This window comes from Eleftheria terrae (assembly GCF_030419005.1).
GTDB lineage: Bacteria > Pseudomonadota > Gammaproteobacteria > Burkholderiales > Burkholderiaceae_C > Caldimonas > Caldimonas terrae.
Genome location: NZ_CP106953.1, coordinates 67,194 through 87,146, shown reverse-complemented (window position 1 = coordinate 87,146; position 19,953 = coordinate 67,194). Strand labels below are relative to the sequence as shown.

Sequence of the window (19,953 nt, the reverse complement as noted above, 5' to 3'; positions counted from 1 at the left end):
CGGCGGCGCCTGGCACCGCATGCAGGCGGGGAAACGAGAACGGGGCGGCGCCTCTGCAGGCGCCACCCCCATCGCGTGGCGCCGGGCCGCATCGCTGCGATGCCGGCCCGGCGCCGTCCCGCGCCCTGCGGGACGGCCGCTTCAGCGGCCCGTCACGATCGACACGGCACAGCTGCGCCCCTGCACACTGGCGTTCGTCGGCAGCGGCCGGGCGCCGCTGTAGGCGATCTGCAGGCCCAGCTCGACACTGCCACCCGGGGCGATGCTGCCGTTCCACGCAGCCGGCTTCACCGTGACGGTGCGACCGCTGGTGGTCACCACACCGCTCCAGCTGTTCTGGACTGTGAAGTCCTGCGACCCGGTCCAGCCCACCTGCCAGCCGGACAGAGCCTGCGTGCCGGTGTTGAGCAGGCGGACGGTCAGGACCTGCCCGGCCCCCCAGTCGTTGCTCGCATCCAGCACCAGCTTGCAGCTGCCGCCGGGTGCCACCCCACCGGGGGTGGCCGCCACCACGGTGGAGGTCGCCTGGCCTGATGCATTCGTCGCGACCAGGCGGTACCAGTAGGCCTGGCCGTTGGTCACCGTGGTGTCCACATGGCCGCGCGCCGATTCCGCCAGCGTGGCCACGGTGCTGAACGGGCCGGCGGCGGCGGTCGCCCTTTGCACCAGGTAGCCGGTGGCGCGGGCGGTGGCGCTCCAGCTCAGGCTGACCCTGCCATCACCGGCGGCCGCATTCAGCACCGGCACCGCCGGTGTGGGCGCCGCCGTGGTGGTGGCAGACGCTGCCGCGCTCACCGGGCCCTGGCCGTCGGCATTGGTGCCGGCCACCACGTAGTAGTAGGTGGTGGCACCGGCCAGGCCACTGTCGGTGTAGCGGGTGGCCGTGGTGCTGCCGATGCGGCCGAAGCTGCCCGCCGCACCGGTGCTGGAGCGCAGCACGGTATAGCCGGTGGCATGGGCGGCGGCATCCCAGCTCAGCGTGATGGCGCTGGCCGCGGCTGTCGCCACCAGCGACTGCGGCGCCGACGGCAGCACCACCGGCGTGCCGTTGCAGGCGGCCGGTTCCTGGCCGTAGATGCGCTTGCCGTCGGCGTACACCGGGATGGCGGGCGTCTTCACCGTGGTGCCGGCGCCCAGGCCGGCATAGGACGGGTCATTGGCCGGGTTCCAGTAGGTGCTTGCCGCGGGGGCCGAGAGGCGGAACTGGATCTCGCGGCGGTGGGCCGACTGGCCGCCCGGGTAGATGTCGACGCCGGTGAAGTCGAGCAGGACATAGTAGACGTGGCTGCTGCCGCAACGGAAGAGGCCGGACACCGTGCCCCCCTGCGAGTAGTTGGTGCTCAGGGTCAGGTCGGCCGGAGAGCGGCCCGCGGCCGCCAGCTCGCTCAGGTCGACGTAGTAGCGGAACGACAGCTTGTCGCCATGGCGGGCCGGCCAGCCGGAGCGGTTGTTGAGCCAGGCCTTGATTTCGGTGTAGTGCGCCGCCGAGCTGTTGATGCCAGCCTCGACGAAGAACTCGTCCTCGGTGGGCTGCTCGCGCGGCGGGAAGTCGGGCAGCGGGGCGCTGCCCGGCGCCAGCTCGTTCATCTTGGCCAGCACACCGGTGAGCGAGGCGTTGTAGTCGGTCGCCACCTCGTTGGTGGTGAAGTTGTCGATGTTGTCCTCGTAGGCATCGTCGGAACCGGGGCCGCCGACCAGGGCACCGTACAGGACATGGCGGTGCTCGGCCGGTGTGGCGCGGCTGTCCAGCCAGGAGCCGTGCGCGGTGCGGTGGTGCGGATGGCGCGGCGGGTTCTGCCCGAAGCCGATCATGTAGCTGCTCTTGCGGGGGTTGTCGCCCAGCACATAGTTGACCTGCCGGACGGCGAAGTCCCGATAGCGCTGCTTCTTGGCGCCGTCCTTCACGATGTCGGCATACACCAGAGCAATGAAGGATTCATTCATCGCGTAGCGCAGCGAGCCCCATTGCAGTAACCAGGCCATGCCGCCCGGCGTGTAGGCGACACGCTCGCCGTTGCTGGTGCCGGTGGTCCAGTAGTCGAGGTTGCGCTCGATGGCGTTGGTGTAGATCGCCTTGCCGGTGGCCTCGGCCAGCAACACATAGACGCCGTAGTGCTTGCTGTCCCAGTCATGCGTCCACTTGTAGGGCAGGTGGCCGGACTGGCCTTCGGTGCCGAAGCTGCCGACCCAGGACTCCGCCTTTTGCAGGTAGCTCTTGTCGCCGGTGGCCCGGTGCAACCAGGCGGCCCCCCAGGCCAGTTCGTCGGCATAGCCGGACCAGGAGTTGTAGAAGCTGGCAGCGTCCTTCACGCAGTCGGAGTACTTTGCGCGCACGGTGTCGGCAAAGTCATAGAGCTGCCGGGCATGCGTGAGCAGCCGGGCGGCATAGGCCGGGTCGCTGGCCTTGAACACCATGGAAGCGGCGGCCATGGCGGCCGCCGTCTCGGCCGCGACGTCGGAGCCGCCGCAGGTGGCGGTGATCTTGTAGCTGGGCGCGGGCAGCGGGTAGACCTCCACCGGTCCCCACCAGCTGTGGTCGGTGCCGCCCTGCCCCACCTGCACGTACAACTCGTTGGGCGCGGTATGCGCCCGCATGAAGTAGTCGTTGACGAAGCGCAGGTTGTTGAGCAGTGCCTCGTACTGGCCGGCCGCCTTGTAGCCGGCCTCGAAGCGCAAGGCTCCCCAGGCCAGCTGCGTCGCCGTCCACGCCATCGGGAAGCCGAACTTGACGTGGTCGCCGGCGTCGTACCAGCCGCCGCTCAGGTCGCGGCCGACATCGGCGCCGTCGTTCAGGCGCGAATCGCCACGCCAGCTCACCCGGTTCCAGCTGGGCAGCTTGCCGGACTGCTGTGCCTCGTAGAAGAGGATGGACTTCTGCAGGGCCTCTGCATAGTTGAACCGCGGCGCCGCTGCAGCCGCAGCGGCGGCCTGTTCCCGGCCTTCGTCGGGCGTGCTGCCGGCCGCCAGGGCGGAAGCCGACTCGCCGCTGCCCTGGCCGCCGCCGCAGGCGGCGAGCGCCGCGAGCGCGGCCGCACAGGCGGCCCATCGGCCGGCCCGCGAGAGTCGCGCCAGGCGCGACCGCCGGTGTGGGATGTGGAATGGATCCATGAAGATCTCCCGTCTTGTCGTCATTGATGAAGTCGAGCGGCGCCTTGCGTGGCGCACATCCCGCCCCGGCCGCAGGGCCGGGCCACGGCGTCCGAGAACAGGGCACGGTGCGTGCGAAGCGGCGCGGCACCGCCTGGCCAAAGCCGGCCACATTGCCGCGCCGCGGCATGCCGGCAGGCATGCGGGCACGGCAGGCAGCCTGCAGGGGCTCGTGCTTGCGTCAGGCACTCAAATGCTGCCGCCATTTCAATGACATTGAAAGCGCTTTCACGACCAGTGGTCGTGTTGGCACCGCCTTGCGGGTGCGGGTGCGGGTGCGGGTGCGGGTGCGGGTGCGGGTGCGGGTGCGGGTGCGGGTGCGGGTGCGGGTGCGGGTGCGGGTGCGGGTGCGGGTGCGGGTGCGGGTGCGGGTGCGGGTGCGGGTGCGGGTGCGGGTGCGGGTGCGGGTGCGGGTGCGGGTGCGGGTGCGGGTGCGGGTGCGGGTGCGGGTGCGGGTGCGGGTGCGGGTGCGGGTGCGGGTGCGGGTGCGGGTGCGGGTGCGGGTGCGGGTGCGGGTGCGGGTGCGGGTGCGGGTGCGGGTGCGGGTGCGGGTGCGCCGCCGTCACTGCAGGGTCTCGGCGAAATCGGCCGGCACGTAGTGAAAGAGCAGCGTGCTCAATGACAGGCTTTCGCACGCCGGGGCCTCGCGCCAATGTGGCAGGTCATGCCCGCGAAAGAGCACCGCGTCGCCGACGTTGAGCGTGACCGCGCTGGCCGCTGGCCCAGCCAGGAAATGCAGCGGCCAGTCACAGGAGCGCCCCCCCTGCTCCTCGATCACCAGCGACAGGGTGTACTCGCATTGCTTGCGGTCCACATGCGGCGCCAGGCGCGCGCCGCGCTGATACAGCGAGACGTAGGCATAGGACGCGCAGGCGGGCTCGCCCACCAGCGCGCCGATGAAGCCGGTCAGCTGGTGCTGGAAGAAGCGCGCCACGCTCTCGTTGTGCCAGCCATGGCGCCGCGCCACTTGTGCGTCGCCGCCACGCCAGCCGCCCGCTGCCACCAGGGCCCGGTAGTACTGGGCCAGTGCGCGGGTGTGGGCCGGCGCCACGACACCAGGCACCACACAGTAGCCGCGTTCGGCAAAAGCGGCGGCCAGCGCTTCCCGCCGTGTGGCGCCCTGCTGCTCGGCCGCCAGGTGCTCGGCCGTCGATGCGGTGATGCCGGCCCCTCGCAACCGCGCCAGCAGCGCCGGGACGGCGGGCGGCGGCGGCTCACCGGGGGCCAGCGCGGCGAACCACCGCGCCTGCTGCCTTTCCACCCAGTAGGGGCGCAAGGCCTGCGTGAAGGGGTCACGTGTCCAGACGACCGGCTGTTCGCAGGCAAAGCGCTCACGGAAACGTGCCGCGGCCCCCATGCCCAGCGGGATGGTCGAGCCGAGCTGCAAGCGGAAGCTCGGTGCCACCTGCACCGCCCGCACCGCCAGCGCATCCGTGCCCGGCTCGCTCCACAGCGGCTCGACCTCCGCCAGCGGGCAGGAGAAGCGCACTTGCGCCTGCGCCGCAACCACCTGGGAGGGGGCAGCCGCGGGCGGTGGCTCGGGCGCCAGGCTGTGCAAGCTGCGCAGCCGTGCGCTGGTGACCCGCGTTGCCGCTTCGAGGGCGGCCACGTCCAGCCCGGCATTGCTGCGCCACTTGATGGCCGAGGGCGGGCTGATGGCCGTGCCACTGACGGGCAGCGGCCGCGACAACGCTGCCGCCAGGGTGGCGTCCACCTCGAGATCGAGAAACGCGCAGAGCCGCTCGATCACCGGCGCAGGCTGTGCCACCAGTTCGTTGTAGTCCACGCAGGTCCAGCGCGCCGCGTCGAGCATCTCCAGGTCGTGCAGGCTCCAGTGCTGTGCCGCCTCCCACTGGGCGGTCGCCACCGCTTGCAGCGACCGGCCCCGCAGCGCCTGCCAGCCCGGCGGCAGCAGGAAACACCAATCGTGCGGCGGCCATCCCGGCAGCTCATGCCAGCGCGAGAAGCCGCCATGCTGCCAGGCCTGCATCAGGCTGCTGACATTCTGGCGTGCATCCCGATGCAGCAGGACAAACCGCGCGTCCGGACACGCCCGTGCCAGGAAGGCCACCCGCAGGCTGTGCTCGGTGGTCTTGTCCAGCAGGCGCGGCCTGCCACGGGACGCCGAAGCGTCTGGCGGCAAGCCGGAGCGGCCCTGACGGTCGCGCAGGCCGAAGCCCCAGCCGGCCTGCAGGCAGGCCAGCACGGAGGGCGTCAGATCGGTCTCGTCGAGCCGGTCGGAGGCGAAGCCCCGGTGCTGCGGGTGCAGGCCGACGATGCCCTCGACGGCACCCTGGCCCTCGGCGCCCTGGGTTTGCACCCCGGGCGCCTGCGCCAGCAGGTCGAACAACAAGGTGCTGCCCGAGCGCGGCGCGGCAATGATGAAGATGGGCTGCTGCGGTGCGGCACCTGCCGGCCCGCGCGCCACCTGCGCCGGCTCGGCCAGTGCCGGACCCACCCGCTGCTGGAAGCGGGCATGGGCGAGATCGGCGCCCGGGCAGGCCAGGAAGGCGTCTGCCGCGTCGTCGTCGCTGAACAGGTACTGCGCCTGCACGGCATGGGCATGCAGCAGCCACTGGCGGGCCAGCAGGCCCGGCAGCGGCGTCGGCGCCAGCGACACCATGGCGCGCCAGGCCGGCCGCATCGCGGCGGCCTGGGCGGCGCCCCAGGCCAGGCTGAGCATGCGCATGGAGTGCTCCCGCCTCAGGCCTTGCGATGGATCCAGCCGTTGAGCGTGAAACGCGAGTCGGCGAACTCGCCGCTCGGCACCCGCACCGGCAGCACCTCGTGGTCGTTGGTGCTCGGGAACAGCAGCAACATGTCCTGGCGGGGTGACAGGGTCTGCGGATGGTCGGCCGGGATCAGCTGGTCATTCACCCGCTTGCTCTGGTACAGCCGCAACTCGCCGCCCGAGAAGCGCCGCGGCTCCCGGTGGAAGTAATAGACGAAGGATATTTCGCGGGTGTCGGTCGCGTCGGTGTCGGCATGCAGGCGGAAGTAGTCCCCGTCGCCGCTGGCGGTCACCTGCATCTCGATGCGGCCCACCGGGAAGCCCGGGTGCTGCAGCCGCTTGAGCGCCGGCTCCAGGTTTTCCAGCAGGGCCTTTTCGAAGTGCGGCGCGAACTCGCCGAGGTCGTCCAGCGTGCTGGCGCGGCGCAGCTTCTCGTCCACTTGCCGGCCCTGCCCGCGATCCACCGTCGCCGGCCGGAAGCGGTCTTGCGCTTCGAGAACGAAGGCCAGCAGGCGGTCGCGCTCGGCGCCCAGGAAGTGGTTGATGCTCACCGCGAAGCGAATCTCGGGGTCGAAGACCCATTCCCACCGCCCGGTGCCGCCGGGCACACCACCGGGCTTGCCCGAGTGTCCTCCGCGCACCAGCCGGATCAGCTCGGAGCGCAGGCTCTCGCCGGTGGCCCATTCCGCCAGCGAGCCGTTGTGGATGGTGTGGTGGAACAAGGCCTGCTCCCGCAGCGCCGCCGGCTCGATGGCATGGGCGAGCAACTCGGGTGAGGACGTCTGTTCGAGCGAGAGCGCAGCAAGCACCTTCTGCACCGGCGCACGATAGGTGTTGTAGCGCGACTGCCAGGTGACGAAGACATCTTCGGTGCGTTCGAACCCGGCATGGCACAACACGTCATCGGCCAGCGTGGAGTCTTCGGCCGCCAGGTAGCACAGCTCGGCCCGGGGGCGCACCGCGAGCTGGTCGAGCGCTTCCTTGTAGACGGCGCTCATCATGCCCACGTTCGTCAGCTCCTGCGGCAAGGTGTAGATGGGTGACACGGCATAACTCGCATCGGCCACCGACTGGGTCATGCACAGGGCAACGATCTCGCGGGCTCCCAGGCCCCAGGGCGGCCACGGCCGGTCGCGCACGGCAGCCACGATCTGGCAATCGCCCTCGGCCAGGCTGGGCAGCACCACTTCATCGACCAAGTGAGGAGCGCCAATGCGGCGTGCGAACTGGCGCACCGCGGCCAGGGCCTGCCCGCTCAGCTCATCGAAGATGTCGATGCGGCATGATCGGTTGCCGGGATCGTGAAAATGCTTGCGCGAGTTCATCATGGTGGCACTCCCTTCGCCGACGGAGACACGGCGCTCCCCAAGTCTAGGCAGTCCTCCTGCACCTTCAACTTCATGTCTGAACAGAATTGATGAGAGGTGATGATGCCGCCCGACCTGTGCTGGCCTTTCGAGCCCGTGTGCCTTGCCAACGGCACCCCCAGCGCCTGGGTGGCGCTGCACGGGCCGCTCGTCTCGCCGCCGCAGCACGACTGCTTTGCACAACTGCGGCGCTGCGGCGCCCGGCTCGTCGGCGTCAGCAGCTATTTCGACTTTCCGCGCCGTGACAGCCGTGACGGGCTCGACTACGAAGCGGTCTGCGAAGCCTGGTGCCATTGCTTCCGGCAGCCCGACGACCACCTTGCCGCCGCCACGCCCCGCGCGTTGCTCAGTGCCTCCGACTTCACCGACTGGACCTGGGTGGCGCGGCAGGCGGCACGGGCCGCGCCACCCGGCCTGCATGACGTTGTCTACGTCGGCGCCGCCGAGGACTGGCAGGCGCCGGCCAAGAACGGCGCGCTGGCCGCTCGCTGCCTGCCCCGCCTGCACCTGGAGCTGGGCCTGCGTTCGCTGGTGGTGGGCCGGGCCGAACGTGCCTTGTGCGGGCAAGCCGGTATCACGCAGGTCGACCGGCTCGACTGGCCGCCACTGCTTGCCGCCATGGCGGCCGCGCGGCTCGTGTTCTGCCCCAATGCGCTCGATCCGTCGCCGCGTGTCATCGCGGAAGCCCTGTGCCTGGACCGCCCGGTGCTGGTGCATCGGGCCATCCTGGGTGGCTGGAAATACGTGAACCGACACACCGGCGACTTCTTCGACGACGAGCAGGATGTGGTCGAGGCAGCCTTGCGGCTGCTCGGGCGGGTGACGGCGCCGCGCGACTGGTTCCGCGCCCACCATGGACCGGCGCAGGCCGGCCGGCGCCTGGCGGGGCTGCTGCGGCCACTGGATGCGACGCTCGCCGCCGAGGCGGGCCTGTGGATCAGCCCTGCCGGGCCCCGGCCGCATCCAGCGGCGTGAAGCTGGCCACCAGCCGGGCCGCACCGGCCATCGGCGAGCAATGGATCCAGGCCCGATCGCTCGGGTGATTGCTGCCATGCTCGCGCACATCGAGATGCCGGAAGGCCACCGTGGCCCCGGCCGGCACCACTTGCACCGGCGCCGCCGGCCGCAGGAAGGGCAGTTCGGCATCGAGGGCGCGGGCCCGGGCCTGCAGCGCCTGCGCCTGCCCGGCCGGCGCAAGATGCCGCTCGCGCACCAGGCGCTCACGCAGCGCCAGGTAGTCGTAGAACATCCGCATCGACCGGACATCGGCCGCATCGACATAGCGGGTGCCTGCGCCGTTGTAGACCTTCAGCAGCCCGTAGGGCGGGCAACCTGGCGCCACCGTGTCGAGGTGGAAGCCGCAATGCTCTGTGGGCGGCTCGGTGAACACCCGCAGCATCAGCCGGTGGCAGGCAGCGATCGCGGTGAGCGCCTCGGCCAGGGCCACCAGGTCATCGATCAGCGCAAGCCGGGTCTCGAAGGCGAGGCCCACCTGCGGCAGATGCGACTCCAGCACATGCGCCAGGCTTTCCCAGCGGGGCGCGACCAGCGTCGCGCGGGGAATGACAAAGCGGCCGCCCTCGACGGCGGCCGCGACCTCGGCCTGCCAATCCGCATGCGCGGCGGGCTCGACAATGACGGCCTGCACACCGGGCTCCCGCACACGCATCAGCGTGGCGGCATCGGTGCTGAACAGCACCGCGGCAGCCGCGGCCTGCCGGTCTTGCATGGACAGCGACATCATCGGCACCCCAGGTGATTCCGGTTTGCCTCGCAGAGGCAATGGGTTTAGTCTAGTCACCACCCGATGCTTGCGCATCCTCATCATGGGGGACCCCTGCGGCGATGGACAGCGCGCTCTTCATCCGCAGCTACTGGAAGGACCTGGACTGGCTGCAGCTGTGCCTGCGCTCCATCGCCTGCCATTGCCGCGGCTTCAGTGAAACCGTCGTCGCGCTGCCACGCTCCAGCCTGGCCTGGCTGCCCCGCTGCCCCCTGCCACACCACGTCCGCCTGGTGGTGGTGCCCGACCAGCGCGACGACTACCTCGGCCAGCAGGCCACCAAGCTCCAGGCCGACCTGCATGTGCAAGCCGATCTCATCGTGCATGTGGACGCCGACTGCATCTTCACTCGCTGCACCCGGCCGCAAGACCTTGCGCCCGGCGGCCGGCCCACGGTGCTCACGCGCCCGGTGGCCGAGCTGGGCCGGCACTATCCATGGCAAGCCGCCACGGCAGCCTTCCTCGGCACCCCGCCGGTGCTCGACTTCATGCAGCAGCCGCCCTTTGTCTATCCCCGCTGGCTCTACCCCTTGCTGCGAGAGCATTGCCTGCGGGTGCACGGCATGCCGATCGAGCGCTACGTCAACAGCCAGCCGCCGCGCGGGTTTTCGGAGTTCAATGCACTGGGCGGCTACGCGCACCGGCATCACGCCGCACACTTCGATTTCCGGTCGGCGGGCGCCGCCGGCGCACCGGCCCCGCATTGCGACTGGCACTGGAGCTGGGGCGGCCTGGCGCCTGCCCTGAGGCGGCAGATCGAGGCGGCCCTGTCGGCCGCCGAGGCTCACGCGGCTGCGGATGCCGAGGCGGCGCCATGAGCGCGCTCGCCCCGCTGCCGCCCACCGCGTTCTGGTGCCGCATCCCGAGCCGGCCCAATTTCGGTGACGCCCTCACGCCCTGGCTGATCCGGCGCCTGACCGGCCACTATCCGCGTTTCGCCATGCATGACCACCCGGCACCCAAGCTGTTCGTGACGGGCAGCATCGCCGGGCTGGCGGGTCCCGGCGACACGGTGTGGGGCTGCGGCATCATGCAGCGCGACGAGCCCCTGGCACCCGGCGCCCGCTGGCTCGCCGTGCGCGGGCCACGCACCCGCCAACGCGCACTCGCCTGCGGCGCTGACTGCCCGGCAGTGCTGGGCGATCCGGGCCTGCTGCTGCCGCGGCTGTACACGCCGCCCGCTGTCCAGCGGCGCGGCATCGGCCTGGTGCCGCACTTTGCCGACCGGGCCAGGCTCGACACCGCAGCGGTGGCGCGTCACGGCCTGCGGCTGATCGACATCCAGCAGGACATCGAGTCAGTGGTCGACCAGGTGGTGGCCTGCGAGTGGCTCATGTCTTCCTCGTTGCATGGGCTGATCGTGGCCCATGCCTATGGCATACCGGCGCTGTGGGTGCGCCTGTGGGAGCTGCCCTCCGGCGACGGCAGCAAGTTCGCCGACCACTACGAGGCGCTTGGCCAGCCCAGCCCCGCCGCGCTGCCCCTGTGCCTGCAGGACCGGGTGCTGCCACTGGCCCAGCTGGCCCGCCAGGCCTGGTGCCCCGGCCGCATCGAAGACGATGCCTTGTGGCGCAGCTGCCCGCTGCTCGACCATGAACGCTGAAGCCTTGCTGTCCGGCATTCGCGATGCCGATGCTCACCGCGGCGGGGTGAGCTGCCTGCGCCTGTTCCGGCTGGAGCGGGCGCTCGGCCTGGCCCTGCGAGAGGAGGTGGACCGGCTCTGCGAGGCCGAGCCCAGTTCAGACGTGCAGGAACGCGAGCATGTCACGCACTGGACGCGGCCGAGCGGCGCAGTGCGGCAGTTCAGCCTCTGGAACCGCAGCGGCGATTTCGCCGACTTCAGCGAAGACCACGATCTCTCCTGCCGCGGCAAGGCCTTTCACCATGCCCAGCGCTATCCGCGCCTGGCGGCCTTTGTGGGTAGCTTCCAGCAGGCCATCAACTTCCGGGTCAACTGGCTGGGTCCGGGCGCGGGGCTGGCGCCGCATGAGGAGCACAGCCTGTTCATCAGCCAGGCCGGCACGCCGGCCGTGCGCGCCCGCTTCCATTTGCCGCTGCGCACCTCCCGCGGTGCCCGCATGATGCTGGCAGGTGCGCTGTACCGCTTCTCGCCGCGCACGCTCTACTACTTCAACCAGGGCTGCGTGCATGGGGCCGACAACCCGGGCGACATGCCCCGTGTTCACCTGGTGTGGGACCAGTTGCTCACAGCAGCCGCCTTCGCACAGATGTTCGGCAATGCGCCGGCGCCCGACGGGCTGCAACGCCTTCCGGAGGCGGCCCGCCCGGTGCGCGTGCTGGGCCGCGTCACCGTCGGTGCTTATGCGCGACTGGCCCCCCGGGTCACGCCGATGGAGGCGCAGCAGGTGGCCTTCAGCCCGGTGCAGTGAGCGGGAGCGGGCTGCCGCCGGGCGTACCGCCTCGACGGGCCCTGGCGAGCGCGCGCAGGGCGTGGCCCCGGCACCGCGGGCGTTCCACCGCGAACGGTGCAAGCACTCGCTGGCCTTTGGTGGCTCAGGCGTTGCCCGAGGACCCGCGCGGACGTGCGCCGAGGCGCGACATCACGCCTTCGAAAATCTCGCGGCTGGCCTGCCAGGCGGCTTCGTCGTTGCCGGCGCGGCACTCCAGCAGGCCGATGGCGCGCTCCAGCGCCTGGCCAGCGACTTCCAGTGTGGAGCAGGTGGCGCGCGCATCGGCACCGGCATGGCGCAGCTTGTTCGACAGCTGGTCGAGTTGCTCGGGCGGCAAGGCGGTGCCCAGCGGTTCGGCGGCCAGCGCGTCGAGCCGGTCACCACACACGCTGGCGCGGCCCCAGCCCACCGCGGTGAGCGTGTGCGCAGCGCGGGCCAGGGGCAGGAGCGATTGCACTGCGCCCGCGGCCGCGGGCGGCTCCTGCACACCCTGGCGGGCCAGGCCGACCATCTGGGCGCACAGCAGATCCAGGGTGGCGAGCAGGCTGGCAATCTCACGTGCGGAACGGCTCACTTCTTCCAGTTCGGCGACGATCTTTCCTATATCTGGCATGTCTTCAGGATCTGTTGCAGGGCCGGGGACGACGGCCACCTGGGTCGGAAGATGCCATGCCGCCGGCCAGCGGGCAAGGCCCGGGTCAGGGGGTGGTGGCAGCCGGTCGCGCCGTCCGGCCAGGCGGCTGTGCGCCGCACGCCGGGGCCAGCCGCGGCAGCACGGCGGCCGCGTTTCAGCCAGGTCCGGGGCAGCGCAAGCGCGGCTCGTATTCACAACGCGGCGCCAGCTCCGAGCGCATGAGCACGATCTGGTAGGGGTTCCAGGTCGACATCACATAGTAGACCACCACCCGGCGCGTCAGGGGGTCGTACTCGGTGAAGCGGGGGATGATGTAAGGCCCGTAGGTGCCGCCGTCCGGGTGGATGAAGCGCGCGCCTTCGTCGAGGCCGTCGTGGTCCCGCGCCCGGTCGAACAGGGGCACGGGTTCCGACCAGGGGCCCCAGGGCTGCTCCGCCGTGCGCGCCACCACGCCGCCATAGAGCGCGATCCACAGGCCGAGCGCCTCCACATACGCCAGGGACAACTCCCCAACCACCCCCTTGTTGCCCAGTGCATGTGCCGAGTCGTCCCACAACGGCACGGCGCGGGCCTGGTCCTGTACCCAGAACGGCACGCCGCAGGGCCCGGCCCCCGGTACCCGATGGCCGCGGCCCGCCAGGTAGCGCCAGGAGTCGAAGGCCGGGTCCTTGCCCGGGGGCAGCGGCACGTAGGCAAGGACCGGCTGGCTCTCACGGTAGCGGCCGGAGCCCATCAATATCAGCCCCTGTCCGCCCGGCTCGGCATTGGCGGGCAGGTTCGGCAGCCAGCGGTCGTTGTCGATCTTGGCGGCGGCGATGTTGATGAACTTGAATTCGCCCTGCGCATCGCGGCTGGCGTTGGAGATGTCGCCATGCCCGGGCACCACCTGGAACAGGGTGCGGACGTCGGCGGAGCTGGCCAGCACCGAGCGCCCCATGAAGTGCGGGTCCTTGCCGAGTCCGGCCGTCTTCGGTTCGTCGGTGAAATGATCCGTCGAGGCGAAGACGTACATCTTCCCGGCATGGCTGAAAGCGCCGGTGGGCACCTCGAACTCCTGCTGCCGAACGTTGTGGATGCCGAACACCCGCGGTCGAGGCTCGCCGTCATCGATATCGTGGACATAGCGCAGGAAGGGCGGCCCGCCTTGCGGCACCCTGGCCAGGAAGGCGATGGCGTCTCCGTTCTCGGGGAAATCGTCGACCACGTCCTCATCGATGTGGGTGTCGCCCAGGAAGAGGTAGAGCCCGCCGTCGCCGCTGTCGTGGTCCAGCACGATGCCAAGGTCGGTACCGAGGATGCCCGCCGCGGCCGAATCGCTCGAACTCCCCGGCCCGCTCCAGTGGCAGACCCGCTCGGTGCGAACCCATTCGACCTGCCGCTTGACCACATCCGAGCGCACCACCAGCTCGGGGCCGAAACCGGAGACGCGCCCGCACATCAGCTGCCGCGCCGTCAGCTTCACGCCATCCGGCAGCGGCGCATCGAGGTCGATGAAGGCCTCGGACGCACCGCTGCGCACGTCCTTGAAGAAATGCGCGTTCACATACACCTCCACGCGCGCGCCTGGCACGACCTGCGTCAGGTGCAAGTGGTCGCCACAGTCCTGCACCCGGGGACCGGGCAGGTCGGGCAGTGCTGCCACGTTCTCGACGGCCGACAGCGCCGTCTGCCCGCAGCCGACCTGGCGGACGCGCACTTGCTGCCCGGCCCGCAGCGCGGGCGCCACGCCGATGTCCGCCGAGGTCGAGTACACCAGCTGGGCGGCGAGCAGGCGCCAGCCAGGCGCGGCGGCACAACTCATCTCCACCTCGAGGCGGGCGCCACGGTGGACCCCGCTCACCCGCACGGCGCGACCGCACTCATACAGCGGTGCCTGCAGCTTCGGCGGCGGCAGGACCTGCGTCAGCCGGTGGATCTTCAGCGCGGCGGAGACCGGGCTGTCATGGCCACACAAGCTCTGGATGGCCAGCAGATGCGTGCCACGCACCGGGTCGAGCGGCTCGATCAGCGGGATGTCGCAGGTGGCGTCCCAGGCTTCGACTTCTGCAACCGGGCTGGCGTGCTGGAAGAGGCGGTTCTTGCCGGCCTGTACCACGCGCACCGTGGCGCCATAGCGAAGGCCGCTCAGCCTGACGGCGGTCGACCCCTTGCAGGCCGGCCCCACCAGCACCGGCGCAGGCACCGCCGATGCGGGCAGCACCGGCAGGGTGGCCGAGGGCGGGCTGGACAGCTCGCGGCCCGGAAAGTACTGATCGACATGAATCCTTTCACCTTGCTTCAAGGGCTGCTCGATGCGATACCACAGCCCGGAGCTGTCGAAGCAAGCGGTGGCGCGGTGCTCGCCATCGCGATAGAGCCGCACCAGCGCGCCCTCCGAGACACCCTCCACCCGCACGGCTCGCTCACAATCGTGCAGCGGGCCCTGGATGACGGGAGGCCGCAGCCGCAGCCCGCCGGTGGCGTCCGGCACGGTATAGGGAAGGTCGGGGGACGGCAGTGCCAGGACGGGCCCGCTGCGTCCGCAGAGCGCCTGCACTGCCGTGGCCTCCATGTCGCCCTGCAGCGGCTCGGCGAAGCCGACACGGGCCCGTCCGCTGGCTGCATCCACCGTGGCCTCGCCGAGGCGCACCGGCCCGGCCACGTCGATGCTCACCCGGGCGCCCGGCAGGCCGTTGCCGAAGGCAGCACAACTGGCATACCAGTGGAGGTGGCTGTCGGCCATGATGGGGCCAAGTTCGGCCGGGTCCGGCTCGGGCTGTACCGTCTCGGTCGGCGCGAAGCTGCCGGCCGCCTCGCCCGGCAGCGCCTGCGTTGCAAAGACGGTCTCGCCCGCCCTGAGGGGGCGCCGTAGGGCAACCACCTCGTCGGGGCCGCCCGCCCGTCCGCTGAAGACGGTCTCGTAGATGTTGTTGGGTGAGGCGAAGATCTCGACAAGCGCCCCCGTTCGCTGGCCTTGCACGCGCAGTTCCTGCGTGCAAGCCGATACCGGGGCGAGGATTCTGGGATTGGAGCTGGGCATGGGGCGGGCCTTCTTGAATTCACGCCGACCTTTTTAGGGCGCCTGCCCGGTTCCCGTCCCCACCCCGCTGGGGATGCGCGTCCTCAAGATGGAGGAGCCCGCGCCTGGCATGTACCTCACTGCAAGGCCAGGCCACGCGGCCTCGCCGCCATGTTGGGGCGCGCTGTTGTCGCGCTGACTGTCAGTGCCGATGCCGCCCGGCGGGCCTGGCGCCCGCAGCAGTGACGACCGGTCGCCCCATCCAGGCCTTGCGCAAGACATCGCGGCTGACGCCCCCGGGCTCGAGCGCGGTGGCCGCCGGCAGCACCAAGCGCCGGTCGAGGCGTGGCCGGGAACGGCCACTGAAGCTGTGCACCGTGCCCATCACAGCTGAAGCATCGAGCCGGTGAACGGCCGGCGTCCGACCCCCGCATGGCGCCAGGCGCGTGCATTGCGGCCGACCCCTAGAACGAGTGTTGCCTCGCGCCACACGCCCTCACAGAATCATCGGCGCAATACGAACGCATCCAGCTCCTGGCCATCCACAGCTGGCGCTTGCGTCGCCTCGTGGCTGTGTCCGAGGGCCACAACGGCCTGGCTGCCGGCATGCCGGTGTTGGCCCGCGTCGAGGTGAGGCGAGTGGCATCGCTCGGCGGTGTGCAGCGACGATGCGTCGTGCTTGATGGAGGCGCCATGCAGAGCTTGCGGTTTGCTTCGCTCCAGGTCGAAATTCGTCGCTGCCCGGGTACGGCAGGGCCTTGCCCGCGACGCCCCGACACCCCACCGGGCCCGGCGCCTGGCCCCCGCCCATGGCACTGCATCAGCCCCGGGAACCTGGAGGACGCGCTCAGCCGCCTGATGCCCTGCAAGGCGCACCCCGAGGACATGCTGGCCTTGCGTGCCCTGCTTCATGAAGCAGGGCAGCCGGTGCACGGGCTGCCGGACCAAGAGATCCTCGCCAAGGCCGCATGGCAGGTCGCTTGCGGCGGGCTGTGCCTGCTCGAGCCGCCGTTGCGGGTGATACGCGCGATCCCGCGGGCTGCACCGACGGTGGCGCCGGTTCGTTCGTCCAGCGCGCTGACGCCTTCCGGGCTGCTCGGCAGCCGCCTTCATGAAGACCACGGTGGGCCGGCCCAGCACTGGATCGAGATCGAACTCGTCGGCGAGGACGACCTGCCGATTCCCGGCGAGGAGTACTGCATCACCACGCCGGCCGGCGAGCAGGTCCGCGGCCACCTCGACCGCGACGGCCGAGCCCGGGTAGACCACCTCCCGACGGCGGGCATGTGCCGCGTCTCCTTTCCGGCACTCGACCAGGACGCCTGGGATTTCGCAAGAAGCCGCCCGCCGCCGGCCGCCACATCGGCCGCCGTGCGCTGAAGCGCACCGCTGCGCTGCCGTACCCACCCGATCCCGCTCCCCTGTGCAGGAGGCGATTCCGATGAGCACCGTGACCATCTCCGAAGGCGACAGCGTCGTGCGCATTGCCGGCGCCACCGGCTTCGCGCCCGAGACCCTGTGGTCCCATCCCGCCAATGCCGAGCTGCGCAAGCGGCGCGAGCACATGGATGTGCTGAACCCAGGCGATGTCCTGACGGTGCCCGAACGCACGCCCAAGACGGTGGCGGCCGCGACGGACCGGCGGCACCGCTTCCGCCGCCGCGGGGTGCCGATGCACTTCACGCTCCAGCTGCTCGACGCCTGGGGCGAGCCGCGCCGGCAACGACCATACCGACTGGTGGTCGACGGCCGGCTGCTGGAAGGCACGACCGACGCCGATGGCGTGCTGCGGCACCACCTGCCCACGACTGCGCAACGAGGCACCCTGCAGCTCGACGAGGTGGAACTGGCACTCGTCTTCGGCGGGCTGGACCCGAAATCCACCCTGGCCGGCGTGCAGCACCGCCTCAGCAACCTGGGTTTTCCCTGCGCGGGCGACGCCGGCGAGCTGGGACAGGCCACCCGCCTCGCACTGGCGCGCTTCCAACGCCTGATGGAGCTGCCCTGTACCGGGGAGCTGGATGAGCGCACCCGCGATGCGCTGGACGCCCATCACCAGCAGCTCAACCAGCTGGCGCAGCACATCGCGACACAGGGGCTGGCGCCATGACCCGCCCCGGCCCGCATCATTCGGCCTTCCAGACGGGCGGCCAGCCAATGGAGCTGTGCGACTGCCCCGCCTCGCCGGACGCGGCGCTGCAGATGTTGGCGTCGCTCGACGTACTTGCCTTGAGCCAGCCGCCCTCCCAGACACACCCGAGCGTCTGCCCCCGCCGGGACCGACTGAAGCAGCAGCTGCAGCTACCGCGGGTTCCTCAGCCATCCCAGACAACGGCCGTGGCTCCCACGCTGGACAACGTGGTGCAGACGCCGATGCCGCGCTACTTCCGTGCGCTGGTGTGGAACCTGGAGAATTTCACCCACGATCCCCGGCCGGCCGGCACACAGCCCATCGACTCCCGGCGCAACCAGGCCCGCATGGCCATCGCCGCCGACTGCGCCTTCCGGCTGGGCATCGATGCGCTGCTGATCATGGAAACCGGGGCCGACGTCGGCCAGGTGATGACGCGGCTGGCAGCGCGCTGGCACCAGAAAGAGGTCGACTGTGGGGAGTCCGGTCGGCGCAGCGTGGAACCGCTGGTCAGCCCCGCCACACACGGGCTGTCCGAGCTGCCGCAGCAGGTGCCGCCCCGGCTGTTCGATGCCGATGTCGAGACCTTGCGGGCCCTGATGCTGGTGGGCGAGGGTTATCGCATCTGCCCGAGCGGCTTTCCAGTCCTTGACGGACCGGCGCTGCAAGGAGGGCTGCAACTGCTGTGGCAGGCCTCCGACTGCCTGAACACCCTCAGCCAGCCCGCGCTCGTGCTCGATGATCCGGAGAAGGCGCTCGTCATCCTCGCGTTGTGGTGCGACCGCCACCTCGAGGGGGCGCAGCCGCCGGCCTGGCAGGAGGAACACCTGAGCCTGGTCCGGGAGGTCCTGGTCGAGTCCATCCAATCGCCCGAGCAGTTCCTGTCCGCGCCGGAGACCGAGCTGGGCCGGGTGCGTGAAGCCATCCTTGCCGCGCGGCAACTCCAGGACGGCTGGATTCACCCGTCGCCAGCGGCCGGCGTGGCGCAGGTGGTCCAGTGGACGCTGCTGGCCTGGTTGCTGCACCGGCGGCTCGGCTCCGTGGGGGAAGGCGACGTCCTGCCCGCATCGTCGCCGGGCCAGCCGGGACACCTGTTGCCTTCGCAGCAGTGCCTGTGGCTCAACAGCGCGGGCGAACCAGGAGACCTGGTCGCCCTGAGCCTGCTCCTGGGATCCCGGCAGGCCGTGACGCTGCAGGCACACGATCAGGACAACGGCGCGGTCTTCACCGCCAGTGACGGCGAGCTGCTGGTGTACGGCCTGATCCGCCTGGGCCTGGTGCCCAAGCCGCATGCCGAAACCTACGGCGTGGCGTATCGGCCGTATTCGCCATCGCACCTGCAGGCCTTCTTCGGCGCGCCTTTCGAGGACCTGGGCTACAACACCCAAGGGTTGTATGGCGTGCTCCACGGCGGCAGGAACCGGGACTTGCTGGTCTCGCAGACGCCGGGCCATGTCCTGGCCGGTCGATCGGCGATGAAGATCAGCTTTCCTGTCGCGGCGCACCTGTCGGTGCCTTTTGCACTGCACCACAACCGCTATTCCGGCTCCAAGGAAATCAAGGCGATGGACCCGGCCTACAAGGTCGAGAGCGACGTGCTGGCGCGGCTGCTCACGGTCGAAGACGAAGCCCGCCTGTTGGCCGGCCACGAGCCGGCCCCCCTGATCGTCGGCGACTTCAACATCACCGCGCCCTTCGTGCAGGAGGAAGGCGGCAGCAAGCGGAAGACACCGGCGCGTGATCGTCGTACCACCCTGCGGGTGAAGCACCTGGTGGACATGGGGGCGGCCGGCTATCTGCGCCGCTGCCGCAGCGATGGCTCCCACCCGGAAACCACCCTCAAGCGGGCACTCAGCATCGCCAAGGGTGAAGCCAGGTTCTCGGCGCCCTACGATGCGGTGTACCAGCCCTTCGATTTCCTCGACGGCGGTGCGAAGGTGCGTAGCGCGGTGGTCTGCAGCGCCTTCACCTTCTTCACGAACGAATTGCTGAAGGAACAGATCACCGTGGCAACCGCCACCGGTTCCGAGACCATCGAGCTGCAAGTCGTGCTGGTCGAGCAGATCGTGCGCACCTACACGGGGGTGGTTCACCTGATCAGGTCGGCCCTGGCGGACGGCGAGGCCTGGCTGCAGTCGCACGCCGCCCGCATCCCGTATGCCGACTGGCTGCTGCGCCAGCATCGCAAGGCGGTGGTCGACGAGCTATGGCGGCGCCAGTCCTGGTTCGCATCGAGCCTGGCCGCTTCGTTCTTCAGCGGTCTTGCCCCTTCGCCGGCAAGCCAGGTGCTTCACCATCTGCCGCCGGTGCTCAAGGAACTGACGGCGTATGCCGACGCGCTCATCAAGCAGCAGAAGGCCGACAAGGCAAAGGCCAGGAGGCAGGCCAAGGCCAAGCCGCAAGCGCGGCCCGCCACCCGCCGCAAGGCTGCCACGGCAGCCGTTTCACCCAGCGCCATGGACATTGCCGTCGATGACGACGAGCTGCCGGACGTCCCCGACGACCTGGGCGACCTGGGCGACCTGAACGACATCGACGACACCGACGGCGAGGACACGCCGTCCACCTCGGTCCGTGCCCCAAGGGGCCGCCGCCAGCGGCCGATCGAGCAGCGCCTGCGTGACCTCGGTGAGCTGGTCACCGCCCTGAACAAGCTGGAACAGGACGCCGAGGTCAGGCTATGGGCCGCCTACACCGGCATCGTCAGCGACCACCTGCCGGTGCTGGTCGAGGTCGACCTGTTGCCCTGAC

At 70.5% G+C, this 19,953-nt stretch carries 14 protein-coding genes; 8 read left to right on the top strand and 6 right to left on the bottom strand.

Annotated elements, in window-relative coordinates:
- Nucleotides 1–141: 141 nt before the first annotated feature.
- Nucleotides 142–3,108 (bottom strand): glycoside hydrolase family 9 protein, encoded by a 2,967-nt coding sequence (locus N7L95_RS27350; RefSeq protein WP_301260796.1) that lies wholly within the window; start codon nt 3,106–3,108, stop codon nt 142–144.
- A 215-nt stretch (nt 3,109–3,323) separates the two neighbouring features.
- Between N7L95_RS27350 and N7L95_RS27345 the strand changes: the two genes are divergently transcribed.
- Nucleotides 3,324–3,746 carry a hypothetical protein gene (locus N7L95_RS27345; protein WP_301260795.1) on the top strand — a complete coding sequence of 141 codons (423 nt, stop codon included), beginning with the start codon at nt 3,324–3,326 and terminating at the stop codon, nt 3,744–3,746.
- Here N7L95_RS27345 and N7L95_RS27340 read toward each other — a convergent pair.
- Nucleotides 3,710–5,836, bottom strand: a complete 2,127-nt coding sequence (locus N7L95_RS27340) for a sulfotransferase (RefSeq protein ID WP_301260794.1) — start codon at nt 5,834–5,836, stop codon at nt 3,710–3,712. The genes N7L95_RS27345 and N7L95_RS27340 overlap by 37 nt on opposite strands.
- Before the next feature lie 14 nt (nt 5,837–5,850).
- Nucleotides 5,851–7,206, bottom strand: coding sequence for a 2OG-Fe(II) oxygenase (locus tag N7L95_RS27335; RefSeq protein WP_301260793.1), 1,356 nt, complete (start codon nt 7,204–7,206; stop codon nt 5,851–5,853).
- Between the two features lie 99 nt (nt 7,207–7,305).
- Here N7L95_RS27335 and N7L95_RS27330 point away from each other — a divergent pair, with 99 nt between their 5' ends.
- Nucleotides 7,306–8,220, top strand: a complete 915-nt coding sequence (locus tag N7L95_RS27330) for a hypothetical protein (RefSeq protein WP_301260792.1) — start codon at nt 7,306–7,308, stop codon at nt 8,218–8,220.
- On the opposite strand, the gene N7L95_RS27325 is transcribed toward N7L95_RS27330, so the two are convergent.
- Nucleotides 8,183–9,073, bottom strand: coding sequence for a DUF1826 domain-containing protein (locus N7L95_RS27325; protein ID WP_301260791.1), 891 nt, complete (start codon nt 9,071–9,073; stop codon nt 8,183–8,185). The genes N7L95_RS27330 and N7L95_RS27325 overlap by 38 nt on opposite strands.
- A gap of 17 nt (nt 9,074–9,090) precedes the next feature.
- Between N7L95_RS27325 and N7L95_RS27320 the strand changes: the two genes are divergently transcribed.
- From N7L95_RS27320 to N7L95_RS27310, 3 genes are read left to right on the top strand one after another with little or no spacing between them, the layout of a single operon-like run.
- Nucleotides 9,091–9,846, top strand: coding sequence for a hypothetical protein (locus N7L95_RS27320; protein ID WP_301260790.1), 756 nt, complete (start codon nt 9,091–9,093; stop codon nt 9,844–9,846).
- Nucleotides 9,843–10,631 (top strand): polysaccharide pyruvyl transferase family protein, encoded by a 789-nt coding sequence (locus N7L95_RS27315; protein WP_301260789.1) that lies wholly within the window; start codon nt 9,843–9,845, stop codon nt 10,629–10,631. Before N7L95_RS27320 ends, N7L95_RS27315 begins: the two co-directional genes overlap by 4 nt.
- A complete protein-coding gene (locus tag N7L95_RS27310; protein WP_301260788.1) occupies nt 10,621–11,418 on the top strand; it encodes an aspartyl/asparaginyl beta-hydroxylase domain-containing protein in 798 nt (265 codons plus the stop codon). The genes N7L95_RS27315 and N7L95_RS27310 overlap by 11 nt, the downstream gene beginning before the upstream one ends.
- A 124-nt stretch (nt 11,419–11,542) precedes the next feature.
- Here N7L95_RS27310 and N7L95_RS27305 read toward each other — a convergent pair whose 3' ends face one another.
- Together N7L95_RS27305 and N7L95_RS27300 are read right to left on the bottom strand one after the other, a co-directional pair.
- On the bottom strand, nt 11,543–12,052 hold the full coding sequence (locus N7L95_RS27305; RefSeq protein WP_301260787.1) for a hypothetical protein: 510 nt from the start codon (nt 12,050–12,052) through the stop codon (nt 11,543–11,545).
- 175 nt (nt 12,053–12,227) lie between these two features.
- Nucleotides 12,228–15,032, bottom strand: coding sequence for a DUF4185 domain-containing protein (locus N7L95_RS27300; protein WP_301260786.1), 2,805 nt, complete (start codon nt 15,030–15,032; stop codon nt 12,228–12,230).
- A gap of 897 nt (nt 15,033–15,929) precedes the next feature.
- Between N7L95_RS27300 and N7L95_RS27295 the strand changes: the two genes are divergently transcribed.
- The 3 genes from N7L95_RS27295 (at nt 15,930) to N7L95_RS27285 (ending at nt 19,952) form a co-directional block, all read left to right on the top strand.
- Complete coding sequence (locus N7L95_RS27295) at nt 15,930–16,451, top strand: hypothetical protein (protein ID WP_301260785.1); 522 nt, start codon at nt 15,930–15,932, stop codon at nt 16,449–16,451.
- Between the two features lie 61 nt (nt 16,452–16,512).
- Entirely contained in the window at nt 16,513–17,181 is a 669-nt protein-coding gene (locus tag N7L95_RS27290) for a peptidoglycan-binding domain-containing protein (RefSeq protein WP_301260784.1), read from the top strand.
- On the top strand, nt 17,178–19,952 hold the full coding sequence (locus N7L95_RS27285; RefSeq protein WP_301260783.1) for a hypothetical protein: 2,775 nt from the start codon (nt 17,178–17,180) through the stop codon (nt 19,950–19,952). The genes N7L95_RS27290 and N7L95_RS27285 overlap by 4 nt, the downstream gene beginning before the upstream one ends.
- Nucleotide 19,953 lies beyond the last annotated feature (1 nt).